9 protein-coding genes, 1 tRNA gene and 1 rRNA gene are annotated in these 17504 nt (G+C 69.7%); 10 read left to right on the forward strand and 1 reads right to left on the reverse strand.

What is annotated here, in order from left to right; translation table 11 throughout:
* The 3 genes from rrf to ACWCQK_RS26845 form a co-directional block, all read left to right on the forward strand.
* A 5S ribosomal RNA gene (gene rrf / locus ACWCQK_RS26835) occupies positions 1-95 on the forward strand; the annotation flags it as partial.
* A 114-nt stretch (positions 96-209) separates the two neighbouring features.
* The gene (locus ACWCQK_RS26840; RefSeq protein WP_451159316.1) at positions 210-872 is read left to right on the forward strand and encodes a DegT/DnrJ/EryC1/StrS family aminotransferase; all 663 of its coding nucleotides are present in this window, start codon (positions 210-212) and stop codon (positions 870-872) included.
* A 75-nt stretch (positions 873-947) separates the two neighbouring features.
* A tRNA-Thr gene (locus ACWCQK_RS26845) sits at positions 948-1023 on the forward strand.
* Positions 1024-1084: 61 nt separating this feature from the next.
* Here ACWCQK_RS26845 and ACWCQK_RS26850 read toward each other — a convergent pair.
* Positions 1085-3838, reverse strand: coding sequence for a SpoIIE family protein phosphatase (locus ACWCQK_RS26850; protein WP_451159087.1), 2754 nt, complete (start codon positions 3836-3838; stop codon positions 1085-1087).
* A 376-nt stretch (positions 3839-4214) separates the two neighbouring features.
* Here ACWCQK_RS26850 and ACWCQK_RS26855 point away from each other — a divergent pair, with 376 nt between their 5' ends.
* The 7 genes from ACWCQK_RS26855 (at position 4215) to ACWCQK_RS26885 (ending at position 17477) form a co-directional block, all read left to right on the forward strand.
* Complete coding sequence (locus tag ACWCQK_RS26855) at positions 4215-9686, forward strand: HAMP domain-containing protein (RefSeq protein WP_451159089.1); 5472 nt, start codon at positions 4215-4217, stop codon at positions 9684-9686.
* 318 nt (positions 9687-10004) lie between these two features.
* Positions 10005-10688: a response regulator gene (locus ACWCQK_RS26860; protein ID WP_451159091.1), complete on the forward strand. Its 684-nt coding sequence runs from the start codon at positions 10005-10007 to the stop codon at positions 10686-10688.
* Between the two features lie 124 nt (positions 10689-10812).
* Complete coding sequence (locus ACWCQK_RS26865; protein WP_451159093.1) at positions 10813-13515, forward strand: DNA translocase FtsK; 2703 nt, start codon at positions 10813-10815, stop codon at positions 13513-13515.
* Positions 13516-13781: 266 nt separating this feature from the next.
* Entirely contained in the window at positions 13782-14624 is an 843-nt protein-coding gene (locus tag ACWCQK_RS26870; RefSeq protein WP_451159095.1) for a helix-turn-helix domain-containing protein, read from the forward strand.
* A gap of 92 nt (positions 14625-14716) precedes the next feature.
* On the forward strand, positions 14717-16192 hold the full coding sequence (rimO, locus tag ACWCQK_RS26875; protein WP_451159097.1) for a 30S ribosomal protein S12 methylthiotransferase RimO: 1476 nt from the start codon (positions 14717-14719) through the stop codon (positions 16190-16192).
* On the forward strand, positions 16189-16935 hold the full coding sequence (pgsA, locus tag ACWCQK_RS26880; protein ID WP_451159099.1) for a CDP-diacylglycerol--glycerol-3-phosphate 3-phosphatidyltransferase: 747 nt from the start codon (positions 16189-16191) through the stop codon (positions 16933-16935). Before rimO ends, pgsA begins: the two co-directional genes overlap by 4 nt.
* On the forward strand, positions 16932-17477 hold the full coding sequence (locus tag ACWCQK_RS26885; RefSeq protein ID WP_451159101.1) for a CinA family protein: 546 nt from the start codon (positions 16932-16934) through the stop codon (positions 17475-17477). Before pgsA ends, ACWCQK_RS26885 begins: the two co-directional genes overlap by 4 nt.
* Positions 17478-17504 lie beyond the last annotated feature (27 nt).

Below are 17504 nucleotides of genomic sequence, written 5' to 3' on the forward strand. Positions count from 1 at the left end.
AAACGCCCGGTTACATTCCGAACCCGGAAGCTAAGCCTTTCAGCGCCGATGGTACTGCAGGGGGGACCCTGTGGGAGAGTAGGACGCCGCCGAACGATTATTCAAAGGGTTGGATCCTGAACTTCGGTTCAGGATCCAACCCTTTTTTGTTGCGCGTCACTTGACGTTCACATTCCGCTACGAACATCCAGAGCATGGGTACTGCTGCAATGCTCAGGGCTGCCGGCGTTGGCGTCGGCGACGAGGTGATCGTGCCGGCCTTCGGGAACGTGGAAGTGGCCGAATCGGTGACCCTGGCGGGCGCGCTTCCGGTGTTCGCGGACATAGATCCCGTGACGTACTGCCTCGACGCCTGCGCCGTCGAGGCGTCCCTGACCTCGCGTACGGCGGCCGTCGTCGCCGTGCACCGCTTCGGCCGGCCGGCCGACATCGTGCGGCTGCACGCCGTCGGGCAGCGGCACGGACTGCTCGTGCTGGAGCAGGCGGAGTCCGAGGCGCCGTACGACGAGGTCGCTCAGCGGCGGCAGCGGGCCGCCTACCTCGACGGGAGGCTGCGCGGTGTGCGCACGCCCGACGGAGGCGACGGCCACACCTATCAGCAGTACGTCGTGCGGGTGCCCGGGAACGGGCGGCCCGATCGCGACGCTTTCGCACGCGCCCTGCGCGGCAGGGGAGTTGACTGCCGGGTCCCGGTGAAGACACCGGTGCACCGGCTGCCCGAGTTCCGTCGGTGCGTCTCGCTGCCGGAGACCGAGCTCGCCGCCGACGAGACGCTCGCGCTGCCCGTGGAAGCGGCGTTGACGAAGCGGGACATGCAGCGGATCGTGTCCGCGTGCAATGCGCTCGGAGGACTGCTCCAGCCCGCTTTCTGAGCGAGTTGGGAGCACGGCTCTGTTCAGGGTATGATCTCTTCTGTTGCCGCGGGGGAAACCTCGCCCAGGTAACTGGCCCCTATAGCTCAGTCGGTAGAGCGTCTCCATGGTAAGGAGAAGGTCAACGGTTCGATTCCGTTTGGGGGCTCCACCAGAAAGGCCCCGCCCATTGGGCGGGGCCTTTCTCATGTCCTGTTCCGGGCGCCCCGCTCCTAGTCCACCTGGAGTCCCGGCACCCGCATCGCCAGGATGGCCATGTCGTCGGACGGGGCGTCCGACGCGAAGCGTTCCACCGCGCGCATGATGCGGGCCGCGACCGCGCCGGCCGTCAGGCCCGTGCAGGTCGTGAGGACGTCGGTGAGGCCGTCGTCGCCCAGCATCCGGGTGCCTTCACGGCGCTCCGTGACGCCGTCCGTGACGCACAGGAGGACATCGCCCGGGTCCAGGGTGACCGTCTGCTCGTAGAGCTCCAGGTCCTCCATGACGCCGAGCAGCGGCTGGGGGTCGGCGGCGGCCTCGACCGTGCCGTCCTGGCGCAGGCGCAGCGGCAGCGGATGGCCGGCGCAGACCACCTTCAGCTCCGCGCTGCCGTCCGCCTGAGGGCGCATCTCGCCGTAGAGGAGGGTCAGGAAGCGGCTGCGGGCGCCTTCGTCCAGGATGGCCGAGTTCAGGCGCTCCAGGACGGCCGGTCCGCTGAGGCCCTCGCGGGCGAGCAGGCGCAGCGCGTGCCGGGCCAGGCCCGTGACAGCCGCCGCGTTCGGGCCCGTACCGCAGACGTCGCCGATGGCGAAGCCGTAGGCGCCGTCACTGATCGGGAACAGGTCGTAGAAGTCACCGCCGACCTCGTTGCCCTCGCCGGCCGCGCGGTAGATGACCTCGACCTCGACGCCCTCGATCTGGGGCAGTTCCGGTGGCAGCAGGCTGCGCTGGAGGGCCTGGCTGATGGCCGTGCGCTCGGAGTAGAGGCGGGCGTTGTCCAGGGCCAGGGCGGCGCGGCGGCTCAGGTCCTCGGCCAGTTCCAGGATCTCCTGGCGGAAGTGTTCGTCCGTCGGCTTGCCGAGCGTCAGCATGCCGATGACGCGGTTGCGCGCGACCAGGGGCAGGACCACCGTCTCGCCGCCGACCGCGGAGGCCGTGGCCAGGGTCGGGGCGATACCGGACGCGATCTGGTGGATCGGGCCGCCGCTGAGTCCGAGGCTGCGCATGGAGCTGCGCAGGGCTGCCTGGTGGGCGACCCCGCCGGGCGTCGTCCAGACGCGGGCGCCCGGGGTGGGTACCGGGTCCGGCGGCGGGACCTTGGACAGGAGCGACTTGATGCCGTCGATCAGTTCCTCGTCCTCGTGCAGGACGTAGGACAGGTACGGCTCCGAGGCCTGGTCGGCGATCGTGTACACGGCACACCAGGTAGCCAGGGTCGGGACCGTCATCTGGGCCATCAGGGCCAGGGTCTGGTCGCGGTCCAGGGTGCCGGCCAGGAGGTCGGAGGCCTCGACGAGGAAGCTCAGGGAGCCTCGGCGCAGGCGTTCCAGTTCGCCCAGGCGAGCCGATTCCACCGCCAGCGCGATGCGGTCGGCGGCGAACTGAAGCCGCAGCGCCTCCTCGTTGGAATATCTTCCGGGAGCCTCAGCGGCGACGCCGAGGGAGCCCGTGAGGCGGCCCTCGACCTTCAGCGGGACCGTCACGACGGAGCGCATGCCGGTGGCGTTCAGGAGGGGTACGGCGCCGGGGACGGCGGCGAGGTCCTCGTGGACGGCGGGCATGCGCGCCGAGCCGTAGCGGCCGGGGCCCGCCTCGACGGGGACGCGGGCGAAGCGCTGACGGGCGGAGGGCAGGCCGGTGGAGGCGCGGACCTCCAACTCCGTTTCGTCGTCGGTGGCGAGGAGCAGGAAGGCGGAGTCGGCGTCGAGCATGTCGCGGGCGCGTTCGACGGTGCGCTGGAGGAGGCCGTCGAGGTCGTCCGGGGCCGGTGAGCCGATGAACACCTCGAAGGGGTCCGCGCTCTGGATGTCGGACGTGCCGGCGTCGGAGGCGGGGCCGCGCAACGGGGTCTGGAGGACCGCCCGTTCGTGATCGCGCACGAGGAGGCAGACGGTGGACGGCTCGCCGCCGGTGTCGCGGACGCGCAGGTGCGAGGCGTAGACGGGGGTGACGCGGCCGTCGGCGCCGCGCAGGCCGTAACTGCCCTCCCAGCGTGAGAGTTGGAGGGCCTCCACGATGCCGGTGCTCGTGCCGGGGGTGTGCGGCCAGGCGGCGAGGTCGGTGAGGGGCTTGCCGGTGACCTGGTCGGCCGCGTAGCCGAAGAGTTCCTCGGCGTCCTCGTTCCAGGCGGTGATCGCGCCGATGCGGTCGATCTGGATCACGGCGACGCGGACGCGGCCGTCGGCGAGCGGGAGGAGGTGGGCGGGCAGGGAGGGGCCGGCGGTGCGGGTGCCCACCGGGCGCTCGGGGAGGTGGAGTTGGAACCAGACGTTCTTGTGGGTGGGCGTGTACTCGACGCCCCAGCGGCCTGCCAGGGCGGCGCACAGTTGGAGTCCGCGCCCGCCCTCACGGTCGGGGCTGCCCATGTTGACGGCGGTGCCCTGGAGCGGGATCTCCCGCTCGGGGTAGCGGTCGGAGACCTCGATGCGGGCGCCCTCGTCGCTGCGCAGGCACAGCACGTCCGCGGACGTGCCCGCGTGGACCACGGCGTTGGTCACCAGTTCGCTGGTGAGGACCACCGCGTCGTCGACGATGTCGGCGAAGCCCCAGCCCTGGAGTGTGTCGCGGACGAAGGCGCGGGCGGTCGCCACGGATCGTCCGACGGGCTCGAAGCTGGCGGCCGCGCGCGCGGTGATCACAGAACTCCTCGACCGGTCGTCGGCATGCAGGGCTCCCGCGCCGACCGGTTGGTGCCGGGCCTGCGCGGGCAGGCCGTCGGTCGGCCGGTGGTCCGGGGGCTGTTCCCCAGGGATCAGTCCGGTGGTCATGTGTGCGGCCGCCCCTCCGATGCCCGCTCGTGCTCCTGCCACCGCCCAGGCCGGATGTGCCGGCACGGCTGGACAGCCGCATGCAAGGTTACTTACCTTCCCGGCGCGTGCGGATGCCGGTCGGCCGTGTTTCCGCCGGGAGGGTGTGCGGACGGTGTGCGAAGCTGCCGAACTGTTATGGCCTGGTTCGGTGAGGGTGAAACACTGGGCAAGCTTCCGGTGAAAGAACCGGCAGGCTGAGTGTGTGCGGTGCACGACGGGCAGCAGCCCATGGTGTGGCCCGATGACATCGGGCAGAGACAGACGGCATGAACCGGTACGCCGTAAGGCATATCGGGGCACAGCGGTAACGGTCGACCCCTGCGGGAGGGACACAGTGGAGTCTGGCGCGGCGACGCGGGCCACGAAGGCACGCGCGAAAGGCGGACAGTCCCTGAACAACGAGGGCAAAGGGCGCAATGGCACCACCACGGTGGACACGGCTGCCCTGAACCGGTTGTTGGCCGCTCTCGTGTCCATGCGGGACGGGAACTTCCGCAAGCGGCTCACGGTGTCCGGGGACGGCGTGATGTCGGAGATCGCGGCCGTCTTCAACGAGGTCGCCGACCGCAACCTGCATCTGACCGGCGAGCTCTCGCGGGTGCGGCGCATGGTGGGACGTGAGGGAAAACTCACGGAGCGGCTGGAGACGGGCGCCTGCGAGGGCTCCTGGGCGACCGCGGTCGACAACTCCAACGCGCTCGTGGACGACCTCGTACGGCCCGTCTCCGAGGTCAGCCGGGTGCTGTCGGCGGTCGCCGAGGGTGATCTGTCGCCGCGGATGGATCTGCGGACGCAGGGGCCGGACGGGCCCGGCCATCCGCTGCGCGGCGAGTTCCTCAAGGTCGGCCGGACGGTCAACAACCTGGTCGACCAGTTGTCGACGTTCACCGACGAGGTCACGCGCGTGGCCAGCGAGGTGGGTACCGAGGGCAAGCTGGGCGGGCAGGCCCAGGTGCGCGGAATGTCCGGTTCCTGGAAGGACCTCACGGACTCCGTCAACACGATGGCGTACCGGCTGACGGCCCAGGTGAGGGACATCGCCCTGGTGACGACGGCGGTCGCCAAGGGTGATCTGTCCCGGAAGGTCACGGTTCACGTGGCCGGCGAGATGCTGGAGTTGAAGAACACCGTCAACACGATGGTGGACCAGCTCTCGGCCTTCTCCTCCGAGGTGACGCGGGTGGCCCGCGAGGTGGGCACCGAGGGCATCCTCGGCGGCCAGGCCCGGGTGTCCGGCGTCGACGGGGTGTGGAAGGAACTCACCGACTCGGTGAACACCATGGCCGGGAACCTGACGGCCCAGGTGCGCGGGATCGCCGAGGTCACCACCGCGGTGGCCAGTGGTGACCTCTCGCGGAAGGTCACGGTGCAGGCGCGCGGCGAGGTCGCGCAGCTCGCCGACACGATCAACCAGATGACCGAGACGCTACGGATCTTCGCCGACGAGGTCACGCGCGTGGCGAACGAGGTCGGTGCCGAGGGGCGGCTCGGCGGGCAGGCGAACGTGCCGGGTGCCGCGGGCACCTGGAAGGACCTGACCGACTCCGTCAACACGGTCTTCCGGAACCTGACCACGCAGGTTCGTGACATCGCCGCCGTGACGACGGCCGTGGCCAGCGGTGACCTGTCCCGCAAGGTCACCGTGGACGTGGCCGGCGAGATGCTGGAGCTGAAGAACACCGTCAACGGGATGGTGGACCAGCTGTCCGCCTTCGGAGCCGAGGTCACGCGCGTCGCCCGGGAGATCGGCAACGAGGGTGAGCTGGGCGGCCAGGCCCAGGTGCCCGGGGTCGCGGGCGACTGGAAGGACCTGACCGACTCCGTCAACACGGCTTTCCGCAACCTCACCGGTCAGGTGCGCAACATCGCCCAGGTGACGACCGCGGTCGCCAACGGTGACCTGTCCCAGAAGGTCACGGTGGACGTGGCCGGCGAGATGCTCCAGCTGAAGAACACCGTGAACACGATGGTGGACCAGCTGTCGTCGTTCGCCGACCAGGTGATCCAGATGGGCCGGGAGGTGGGTACGGAGGGCCGCCTCGGCGGGCAGGCCCAGGTGCCCGGGGTGTCCGGCACCTGGAAGGAGCTGACCGACTCGGTCAACTCGATCACCGGCAACCTGACGGCCCAGGTGCGGCAGATCGCGCAGGTCACCACGGCGGTGGCGCGGGGTGACCTGTCGCAGAAGATCACCGTGGACGCGCGCGGTGAGATCCTCGAGCTGAAGATCACCATCAACACCATGGTCGACCAGCTCTCCGCGTTCGCCGACCAGGTGACCAAGGTCGCCCGCGAGGTGGGCACGGACGGCCGGCTCGGCGGGCAGGCCCAGGTGCCCGGTGTCGCCGGTGTGTGGCGCGACCTGACCGACTCGGTGAACGGCATGGCCGGCAACCTCACCGCCCAGGTGCGCAACATCGCGCAGGTCGCCACGGCGGTGGCGCGGGGTGACCTGTCGCAGAAGATCACCGTGGACGCGCGCGGTGAGATCCTCGAGCTGAAGAACACCCTCAACACGATGGTGGACCAGCTGTCGTCCTTCGCCCAGGAGGTCACGAGGGTGGCCCGCGAGGTGGGCACCGAGGGAATGCTGGGCGGTCAGGCGGAGGTGCAGGGGGTCGCCGGCACCTGGAAGGACCTGACCCAGTCCGTGAACTTCATGGCGAACAACCTGACCATCCAGGTCCGCAACATCGCCGAGGTCACCACGGCGGTCGCCAAGGGCGACCTGTCGAAGAAGATCACCGTCGACGCCAAGGGCGAGATCCTCGAACTCGTCACCACCGTCAACACGATGGTCGACCAGCTGTCGTCCTTCGCCGAGCAGGTGACCCGGGTGGCCCGCGAGGTGGGCACCGAGGGCATCCTGGGCGGCCAGGCGCACGTCCAGGGCGCCACGGGCATCTGGAAGGACCTCAGCGACAACGTCAACCTGATGGCCAAGAACCTGACCGTCCAGGTGCGCAACATCTCCCAGGTCGCGGCGGCCGTCGCCAACGGCGACCTGACGCGGACGGTGACGATCGACGCGAGCGGCGAGGTCGCGCAGCTCGCCGACACCTTCAACACCATGGTGAAGACGCTGAGTTCGTTCGCCGACCAGGTCACCAAGGTGGCCCGTGAGGTGGGTACGGACGGCATCCTCGGCGGGCAGGCGCACGTGCCGGGCGTGGCCGGCACCTGGAAGGACCTCACCGAGTCGGTGAACCAGATGGCGTCCAACCTGACCGGTCAGGTGCGCAACATCGCGATGGTCACCACGGCCATCGCCAAGGGTGACCTGACCAAGAAGATCGACATCGACGCGCGCGGCGAGATCCTGGAGCTGAAGACCACCATCAACACGATGGTCGACCAGCTGTCGTCCTTCGCCGAAGAGGTCACGCGCGTGGCCCGCGAGGTGGGTACGGAGGGCCAGCTCGGCGGCCAGGCACGCGTGCGTGACGTCGACGGCACCTGGCGCGACCTCACCGAGTCGGTGAACGAGATGGCCGGGAACCTGACCCGGCAGGTGCGGGCCATCGCGCGCGTGGCGACCGCGGTGACCCGCGGCGACCTGAACCTGAAGATCGACGTGGACGCCTCCGGCGAGATCGAGGAGCTCCAGGACTCGGTCAACAAGATGATCGCCAACCTGCGCGACACCACGATCGCCAACAAGGAGCAGGACTGGCTCAAGGGCAACCTCGCCCGTATCTCCGCGCTGATGCAGGGCCGCCGTGACCTGGTGGACGTCGCCTCGCTGATCATGAGTGAGCTGACCCCGGTGGTCTCCGCGCAGCACGGCGCGTTCTTCGTCGCCATGCCGCTGGTGGACGGCAAGGACGTGAGCGACGGCATGGACGACCGGTACGAGCTGCGCATGCTGGGCTCGTACGGCTACTCGATGGGCTCCATGCCGACGTCGTTCGAGCCGGGTGAGGCGCTCGTGGGCACGGCGGCGGAGGAGAAGCGCACGATCCTGGTGGAGAACGCCCCGAGCGGCTACCTGAAGATCTCCTCCGGGCTCGGGGAGGCGCCGCCGGCCCAGGTGATCGTGCTGCCGGTGCTCTTCGAGGGCAAGGTGCTCGGCATCATCGAGCTGGCGTCGTTCACGCCGTTCACCCATATCCAGAAGGACTTCCTGAACCAGATCGCCGAGATGATCGCGACCAGCGTCAACACCATCTCGGTCAACACCAAGACGGAGCAGCTGCTGAAGCAGTCGCAGGAGCTGACCGAGCAACTGCGCGAGCGGTCGGAGGAGTTGGAGCAGCGGCAGAAGGCGCTCCAGGCGTCCAACGCCGAACTGGAGGAGAAGGCCGAGCTGCTGGCCCAGCAGAACCGCGACATCGAGGTGAAAAACACCGAGATCGAGGAGGCGCGGCAGGTCCTGGAGGAGCGCGCCGAACAGCTCGCCGTGTCGATGCGTTACAAGAGCGAGTTCCTGGCCAACATGTCGCACGAGCTGCGGACGCCGTTGAACTCGCTGCTGATCCTGGCCAAGCTGCTCGCCGACAACGCGGAGGGCAACCTCTCGCCGAAGCAGGTCGAGTTCGCCGAGACGATCCACGGGGCGGGTTCGGACCTGCTCCAGCTGATCAACGACATCCTGGACCTGTCGAAGGTCGAGGCGGGCAAGATGGACGTCTCCCCGACCCGGATCGCGCTCGTCCAGCTCGTCGACTACGTGGAGGCGACGTTCCGGCCGCTGACCGCGGAGAAGGGCCTCGACCTGTCCGTACGGGTGTCGCCGGAGCTGCCCGCGACCCTGCACACCGACGAGCAGCGGTTGCTCCAGGTACTGCGCAACCTGTTGTCCAACGCGGTGAAGTTCACCGACTCCGGGGCGGTGGAGCTGGTGATCAGGCCGGCCGGCGCGGACGTGCCGGTGGCGATCCGGGAGCAGCTGCTGGAGACCGGTTCGCTCAGCGATCCGGACGCGCCGCTGATCGCGTTCTCGGTGACCGACACGGGCATCGGGATCGCGGCCGGCAAGATGCGGGTGATCTTCGAGGCGTTCAAGCAGGCGGACGGCACGACCAGCCGCAAGTACGGCGGTACCGGCCTGGGGCTGTCCATCTCGCGGGAGATCGCCCAGCTGCTCGGCGGTGAGATCCACGCGCAGAGCGAGCCCGGGCGCGGTTCGACCTTCACGCTCTACCTGCCGCTGCACCCGAGTGAGCTGCCCCCGCACGGCTACCAGCAGCCGGTGCCCGCGCTGGAGGCGGGCGAGCTGGTGGCGTCCGAGGCCGATCTGTCCGCGCTCGCCGAGGTGGAGATCGAGACGCCGGCCGAGGTGAAGTCGTACCGGGAGACCCAGAACGGGCCCGCCGCGCTCTTCCGGCGCCGCCGCAGGGCCACGCCGGGTGTCGAGCAGCGCAACGGTCAGCTGGAGCAGTGGCCGGTCGAGCAGGCGCCGGAGGAGCGGCCCGTGCGCGACTTCCGGTTCGGCGGCGAGAAGGTGCTCATCGTCGACGACGACATCCGTAACGTGTTCGCGCTCACCAGCGTCCTGGAGCAGCACGGCCTGTCCGTGCTGTACGCGGAGAACGGGCGCGAGGGCATCGAGGTCCTGGAGCAGCACGACGACGTGGCGGTCGTCCTGATGGACATCATGATGCCCGAGATGGACGGGTACGCGACGACCACGGCGATCCGCAGGATGCCGCAGTTCTCCGGGTTGCCGATCATCGCGCTGACCGCGAAGGCGATGAAGGGCGACCGGGAGAAGGCGATCGAATCGGGCGCTTCCGACTACGTCACGAAGCCGGTCGATCCCGATCACCTGCTGGCCGTGATGCAGCAGTGGATGCGGGAAGAGTGACCATGACGGTCGGACTTCGTACAGGCTTGGTGTGGATGTGGCGGGATCCTCAGGAGTTCACACGGAGTTGCTGACACAGGGTGTCCGATGCCGTGTAGAAGTACGGGATTGGGGGAACCTTCTGGTCTCCCGCTGCGTTTCTGCTACGTGCACAGTGACATCACGGTGACAGGGTGTGGCGACGGGCGGGGTGCGGCTACCATGACCGGCACGAGGACGGGCGACGCAAGGGAGTCGTCCCCTGGGGCGGCATCAGGCGGTGCTTCCCCAAGTCCTGCGGACTGGGGAGGCCCCATGCCGGGGCGAGGAGGGCGGGCCATGGTGCAGAAGGCCAAGATCCTCCTGGTCGATGACCGGCCGGAGAATCTGCTGGCGCTGGAGGCGATCCTCTCTGCGCTCGATCAGACGCTGGTGCGGGCATCGTCCGGGGAGGAAGCGCTCAAAGCGCTGCTGACGGACGACTTCGCGGTCATTCTGCTGGACGTCCAGATGCCGGGGATGGACGGATTCGAAACGGCCGCGCACATCAAGCGACGGGAACGGACCCGGGACATCCCGATCATCTTCCTCACCGCGATCAACCACGGTCCCCATCACACCTTCCGTGGGTACGCGGCGGGCGCGGTGGACTACATCTCGAAGCCCTTCGATCCGTGGGTGCTGCGCGCGAAGGTGTCCGTTTTCGTCGAGCTGTACATGAAGAACTGCCAGCTGAGGGAGCAGGCGGCGCTGCTGCGGCTCCAGTTGGAGGGCGGCGGCAGGTCCGCGGCCGGCGGGGCCAAGGAGTCGCCCGGTCTGCTCGCGGAGCTCTCCGCGCGGCTCGCGGCCGTGGAGGAGCAGGCCGAGGCCCTGTCGAAGCAGCTCGACGACGAGTCCGCGGACGCGGCGGCGGTGGCTACGGCGGCCCACCTCGAACGCAAGCTCACCGGGCTGCGCAGAGCACTGGACGCCCTGGAGCCGGGCACGGGCGGCGGGCCGGCCTCGCTTCCGTCGCAGAACTGACACGCGGCGAAGCCGTAGTTGCGCATGAGCCCGTGTCAGTTCCGGATCCCCGCAAGGGCGACACGAACGGGTGAAGCGTTGGGCACACGTGTCCGCTGTCGTCTCCACCGGTAACCTCACACCTATGGCCTCACGTCCCTCCGCAGCCAAGAAGCCACCGACGAAGAAGGCGGCCGCTTCAGCGAAGGCTCCGGCGAAGGCCGCTGCCAACAGGGCCCCCGCGAAGAAGCCGCCTGCCAAGAAGGCCGCGGTGAAGAAGCCCGCGCCCGCGCCGGCGCCCAGTCCCACCGGGGGCGTCTACCGGCTCGTGCGCGCCGTGTGGCTCGGCCTCGCGCACGCCGTCGGCGCCGTGTTCCGGGGCATAGGGCAGGGCGCGAAGAGCCTCGACCCGGCGCACCGCAAGGACGGCGTCGCGCTGCTCCTGCTCGGCCTCGCGCTGATCGTCGCCGCCGGCACCTGGGCCGATCTGCGCGGCCCCGTGGGCGACCTCGTCGAGATCCTCGTGACCGGCGCCTTCGGCCGCCTCGACCTGCTCGTGCCGATACTGCTCGCGGTCATCGGAGTGCGCTTCATCCGCCACCCCGAGAAGCCGGAGGCCAACGGCCGCATCGTGATCGGCCTGTCCGCGCTCGTCATCGGCGTGCTCGGCCAGGTCCACATCGCGTGCGGCTCGCCCGCGCGCAGCGACGGCATGCAGGCGATAAGGGACGCCGGCGGTCTCATCGGCTGGGGCGCGGCCACCCCGCTGTCGTACGCCATGGGTGACGTGCTCGCCGTACCGCTGCTCGTGCTGCTCACGGTCTTCGGTCTGCTCGTGGTCACGGCCACCCCGGTCAACGCCGTCCCGCAGCGGCTGCGGATGCTCGCGGTGCGTCTGGGCGTGCTGCACGACCCCGAGGCCGACGACTTCACCGACCAGGACGAGTCCTACGACGACCAGTGGCGGGACGAGACGCCCGCGCGCCCCCGCAGACGCTCGAGCGCCCCGCCGTCGTACGACCCGGACGACGCCGAGCGGGAAGCGCTCTCCCAGCGTCGCGGCCGCCCGCGGCGCTCGGCCGTGCCGCAGCCGGACATGGGACGGCAGCCGGACGCCGTGGACGTGGCCGCGGCGGCCGCCGCCGCGCTGGACGGCGCCGTGCTGCACGGCATGCCGCCCTCGCCGATCGTCGCCGACCTCACCCAGGGCGTGAGCGTCTCCGACCGCGAGCCGACGGCCCCGACGCCGCTGCCGGCCGCGCGCCCGCAGCAGGAGCGGCTCAAGCTCGGGACGGTCCCGGACCTGACCAAGGCGGCCCCCGAGGCGCCCCGCGACCTGCCGCCGCGGGCCGAGCAGCTTCAGCTGTCCGGCGACGTCACCTACTCCCTGCCCTCGCTCGACCTCCTCGAACGAGGCGGCCCGGGCAAGGCGCGCAGCGCCGCCAACGATGCCGTGGTCGCCTCGCTCACGACCGTCTTCAGCGAGTTCAAGGTCGACGCGTCCGTCACCGGCTTCACCCGCGGGCCGACGGTCACGCGCTACGAGGTCGAGCTCGGCCCCGCCGTGAAGGTCGAGCGGATCACCGCGCTCACCAAGAACATTGCGTACGCCGTCGCCAGCCCGGACGTGCGGATCATCAGCCCGATCCCCGGCAAGTCGGCGGTCGGCATCGAGATCCCGAACACCGACCGGGAGATGGTCAACCTCGGCGACGTGCTGCGCCTGGCGGACGCGGCCGAGGACGACCACCCGATGCTGGTGGCGCTCGGCAAGGACGTGGAGGGCGGCTACGTCATGGCCAACCTCGCGAAGATGCCCCACGTCCTCGTCGCCGGAGCCACCGGTTCGGGCAAGTCCTCGTGCATCAACTGCCTGATCACCTCGGTGATGGTCCGCGCGACCCCCGAGGACGTACGGATGGTCCTCGTCGACCCCAAGCGCGTCGAGCTGACCGCCTACGAGGGCATCCCGCACCTGATCACGCCGATCATCACCAACCCCAAGCGGGCCGCCGAGGCCCTCCAGTGGGTCGTACGGGAGATGGACCTGCGCTACGACGACCTCGCGGCGTTCGGCTTCCGGCACATCGACGACTTCAACGCGGCCATCAGGAACGGCAAGGTGAAGCTGCCCGAGGGCAGCGAGCGCGAGCTCAGTCCCTACCCGTACCTGCTGGTGATCGTCGACGAGCTCGCCGACCTGATGATGGTCGCGCCGCGTGACGTCGAGGACTCGATCGTGCGCATCACGCAGCTCGCGCGGGCCGCCGGCATCCACCTGGTGCTCGCCACGCAGCGGCCCTCCGTCGACGTCGTCACCGGTCTGATCAAGGCGAACGTGCCCTCGCGGCTCGCCTTCGCCACCTCCTCGCTCGCCGACAGCCGGGTCATCCTCGACCAGCCCGGTGCCGAGAAGCTGATCGGCAAGGGCGACGGGCTGTTCCTGCCGATGGGGGCCAACAAGCCGACCCGTATGCAGGGCGCGTTCGTGACCGAGGACGAGGTCGCGGCCATCGTCCAGCACTGCAAGGACCAGATGACGCCCGTCTTCCGGGACGACGTCGTGGTCGGCACCAAGCAGAAGAAGGAGATCGACGAGGACATCGGCGACGACCTGGACCTGCTGTGCCAGGCGGCCGAGCTCGTGGTCTCGACGCAGTTCGGGTCGACCTCGATGCTCCAGCGCAAGCTGCGGGTGGGCTTCGCCAAGGCCGGGCGGCTGATGGACCTCATGGAGTCCCGCGGCATCGTCGGACCCAGCGAGGGATCCAAGGCGCGTGACGTCCTGGTGAAGGCCGACGAACTGGATGGCGTGCTCGCGGTGATCCGCGGGGAGGCTGAAGGGTAGGGAGACCGGCGCGCGTCGATCACCCCGCGGGAGATCCGTGAGTCAGGATGATGTTGGATCGTGACTCACCCGTGAGGGATCATTGAGCAACCGTTTCCCTTCGGCGTACGTCAAGTTGAGGGAGGCGACAAGCTCGTGCCCCACCGTCGGGATGACCGGCCATTCCGATGGCGTACAAAGTCCTACCGCCCGGTTGCCCCACCCTTTCGTACCCCCCCTAGACTGAACCTCTAGCACAGGTGGCTACACGCTCGAAAGGCGCCCCCGTGTCCATCGGCAACTCCCCAGAAGACGATCGTCCTTTCGAGGACGGTCGTGAGGATGCCCTCCCTTCCATCGGCCGCGCCCTTCAGCAGGCGCGTATCGCGGCCGGGCTGACCGTAGACGACGTCAGTAACGCCACCCGAGTCCGCATCGCCATCGTCCACGCCATCGAGGCGGACGACTTCTCCCCCTGTGGTGGAGACGTCTACGCCCGCGGTCATATCCGGAACCTGGCCAAGGCCGTCCACCTCGATCCCGAGCCGTTGGTCGCCCGGTTCTCCGCCGAGCGCGGCGGCGCCCCGGCACCCACCCCGGCCGCACCCCTGTTCGAGGCGGAGCGCATCCGTCCCGAGCGGCGCGGCCCCAACTGGACCGCGGCCATGGTCGCGGCCATCGTCGCCGTGGTCGGCTTCGTCGGCTTCACCGCCTTCAAGGGCGGCGACGGCAGCGACGCCCGGGACCAGGTCGCCGACAGCACCACGCCGTCGGCGAGCGCGTCCGTCTCGGAGACGCCGAAGAAGGACGGCAAGCCCGTCGACCCGAAGCCGGAACCCTCCGACAGCGCCATCGCGGCCGCCCCGCAGGACAAGGTGACCGTCCAGGTCAGCGCCGCCGAGGGCCGCAGCTGGATCTCCGCCAAGGACCACAACGGCCGGCTGCTCTTCGACGGACTGCTCAAGCAGGGCGAGTCCAAGACCTTCCAGGACAGCTCGAAGATCAACCTGGTGCTCGGCGACGCCGGAGCCATCCAGCTGTACGTCAACGGCAAGAAGATCGAGGACGACTTCCAGCCGGGTGCCGTCGAGCGGCTGACGTACACGAAGGGTGATCCGCAGGTCGGATGACCTTCCGCGACAGTTGAACCGCTACGGGGTTGGCCAAGATCGGCCAACCCCGTCGACGTGGGGTGTCAGCGGGACGAAGTAGTCTTGAGCCCATGCCTGAACGCCGTACCGTCGCACTCGTCACCCTTGGCTGCGCCCGTAACGAGGTGGACTCGGAGGAGCTCGCAGGCCGCTTGGAGGCGGACGGCTGGGACCTCGTGGAGGACGCCGCGCACGCGGACGTGGCCGTCGTCAACACCTGCGGCTTCGTCGACGCCGCCAAGAAGGACTCCGTCGACGCCCTCCTGGAGGCCAACGATCTCAAGGGGCAGGGCAGAACCCAGGCCGTCGTGGCGGTCGGCTGCATGGCCGAGCGGTACGGCAAGGAACTCGCCGAGGCCCTCCCCGAGGCCGACGGCGTGCTCGGTTTCGACGACTACGCCGATATCTCCGACCGCCTCCAGACCATCCTGTCCGGTGGCATCCACGCCGCGCACACCCCGCGCGACCGGCGCAAGCTGCTGCCGATCAGCCCGGCCGAGCGACAGGACGTGGGCACGGAGGTGGCCCTTCCCGGGCACGGCGCACCCACGGACCTCCCCGAGGGCGTGGCCCCGGTGTCCGGCCCGCGCGCCCCCCTGCGCCGTCGGCTGGACGGTTCCCCGGTCGCCTCGGTGAAGCTCGCCTCCGGCTGTGACCGGCGCTGCACCTTCTGCGCCATCCCGTCCTTCCGCGGCTCCTTCATCTCGCGCCGCCCCAGCGACGTGCTGAACGAGACGCGCTGGCTGGCCGAGCAGGGCGTCAAGGAGATCATGCTGGTCTCCGAGAACAACACCTCCTACGGCAAGGACCTGGGCGACATCCGCCTGCTGGAGTCGCTGCTGCCCGAGCTCGCCGACGTCGACGGCATCGAGCGGGTGCGGGTCAGCTACCTCCAGCCGGCCGAGATGCGCCCCGGCCTGATCGACGTGCTGACCTCGACCCCGAAGGTCGTGCCGTACTTCGACCTCTCCTTCCAGCACTCCGCGCCCGCGGTGCTGCGCGCGATGCGCCGCTTCGGCGACACGGACCGCTTCCTGGAGCTGCTCGACACCATCCGGAGCAAGGCGCCCGAGGCCGGGGTGCGCTCCAACTTCATCGTCGGCTTCCCGGGCGAGTCCGAGTCCGACCTGGCGGAGCTGGAGCGCTTCCTCAACGGCGCGCGGCTGGACGCCATCGGCGTCTTCGGGTACTCCGACGAGGACGGCACCGAAGCGGCCACGTACGAGAACAAGCTCGACGAGGACGTCGTCGCCGAGCGGCTGGCCCGGGTCTCCCGGCTGGCCGAGGAACTCGTCTCGCAGCGGGCCGAGGAGCGTCTGGGCGAAACAGTGCGGGTCCTCGTGGAGTCGGTGGACTCCGAGGAGGGCGTGTACGGCCGCGGGGAGCACCAGGCGCCGGAGACCGACGGCCAGGTGCTGCTCACCAGCGGCGTGGGGCTGAGCGTCGGTCGTATGGTCGAGGCGAAGGTGGTCGGTACGGAGGGCGTCGACCTGGTGGCCGAGCCGCTCGACGGCGCGTTCACGGGCAGTGAGGAGGCGGGCAGATGACCGGTGTCCCGGCATCCGCGGCGAACGGCTCCTCGCAGGCGCGCGCGGTGGGCGACCCGTCGAAGCGCGACGGGGTGGGCGCGGTCGGGGCCGATTCCGGTCCGGGAGACGGTGCGAAGGCGCGGGGCGGGAAGCTGGCTGCCGCGGCCGTCAACCAGGCCAGCGTCTGGAACATCGCCAACCTGCTGACCATGCTCCGGCTGATCCTGGTGCCGGGCTTCGTGGCACTGATGCTCGCCGACGGCGGATACGACCCGGCGTTGCGTTCGCTCGCCTGGGCCGCGTTCGCCATCGCGATGATCACCGACCTGTTCGACGGCCATCTGGCGCGCACGTACAACCTGGTCACCGACTTCGGGAAGATCGCCGACCCCATCGCCGACAAGGCGATCATGGGCGCGGCGCTGATCTGTCTGTCCGGGCTGGGCGATCTGCCCTGGTGGGTCACGGGCGTCATCCTCGGCCGGGAGCTCGGGATCACGCTGCTGCGTTTCCTCGTCATCCGGTACGGCGTCATCCCGGCGAGCCGGGGCGGCAAGCTCAAGACGCTCACCCAGGGCGTGGCCGTCGGCATGTACGTGCTGGCGCTGACGGGGTGGCTGGCCACGCTGCGGTTCTGGGTGATGGCCGCGGCCGTCGTCCTGACCGTGGTGACCGGGCTCGACTACGTGAGACAGGCCATGGTGCTGCGCCGGCAGGGGATCGCCGCGCGCAAGGCCGCGCTGGAGGAGACGGAAGCGTGAATTCCCGGGCCGCCGAAGTGGTGCGACTACTCACAGTGAGAGGCGAGACGCTCGCCGTCGCCGAGTCGCTCACGGGTGGTCTGGTCGCGGCGGAGATCACGTCGGTCCCCGGGGCGTCCAAGGTGTTCCGGGGCTCGGTGACCGCCTACGCCACCGACCTCAAGCACGCGCTGCTCGGGGTCGACGCCACTCTGCTGGCCGAACGCGGCGCGGTGGATCCGCAGGTCGCGGCCCAGATGGCGGCCGGAGTCCGGAAGGCGCTGGGTGCCGACTGGGGGCTGGCGACCACCGGAGTCGCCGGTCCCGAGCCGCAGGACGGCCGGCCCGTCGGGACGGTGTTCGTGGCCCTGGACGGCCCCCTCGCGGCGCGTTCCGGTTCCGCCGGTGGCGGAAAAGTGGAGGCGCCGCGGTTGAACGGCGACCGCGCGGAAATCCGTATGAAGAGTGTACGGAGCGTACTCACGCTGCTCCTGGAGGAGCTCGCGGGCGAACAGACCGGGAATGAGCGGGCACAGGATACGGAACAGAACGGGGGGTTTTGATGTTTGCAGCCCTGAGTGAACACGACA

The sequence above is a fragment of the Streptomyces sp. NPDC002306 genome (genome assembly GCF_053593435.1).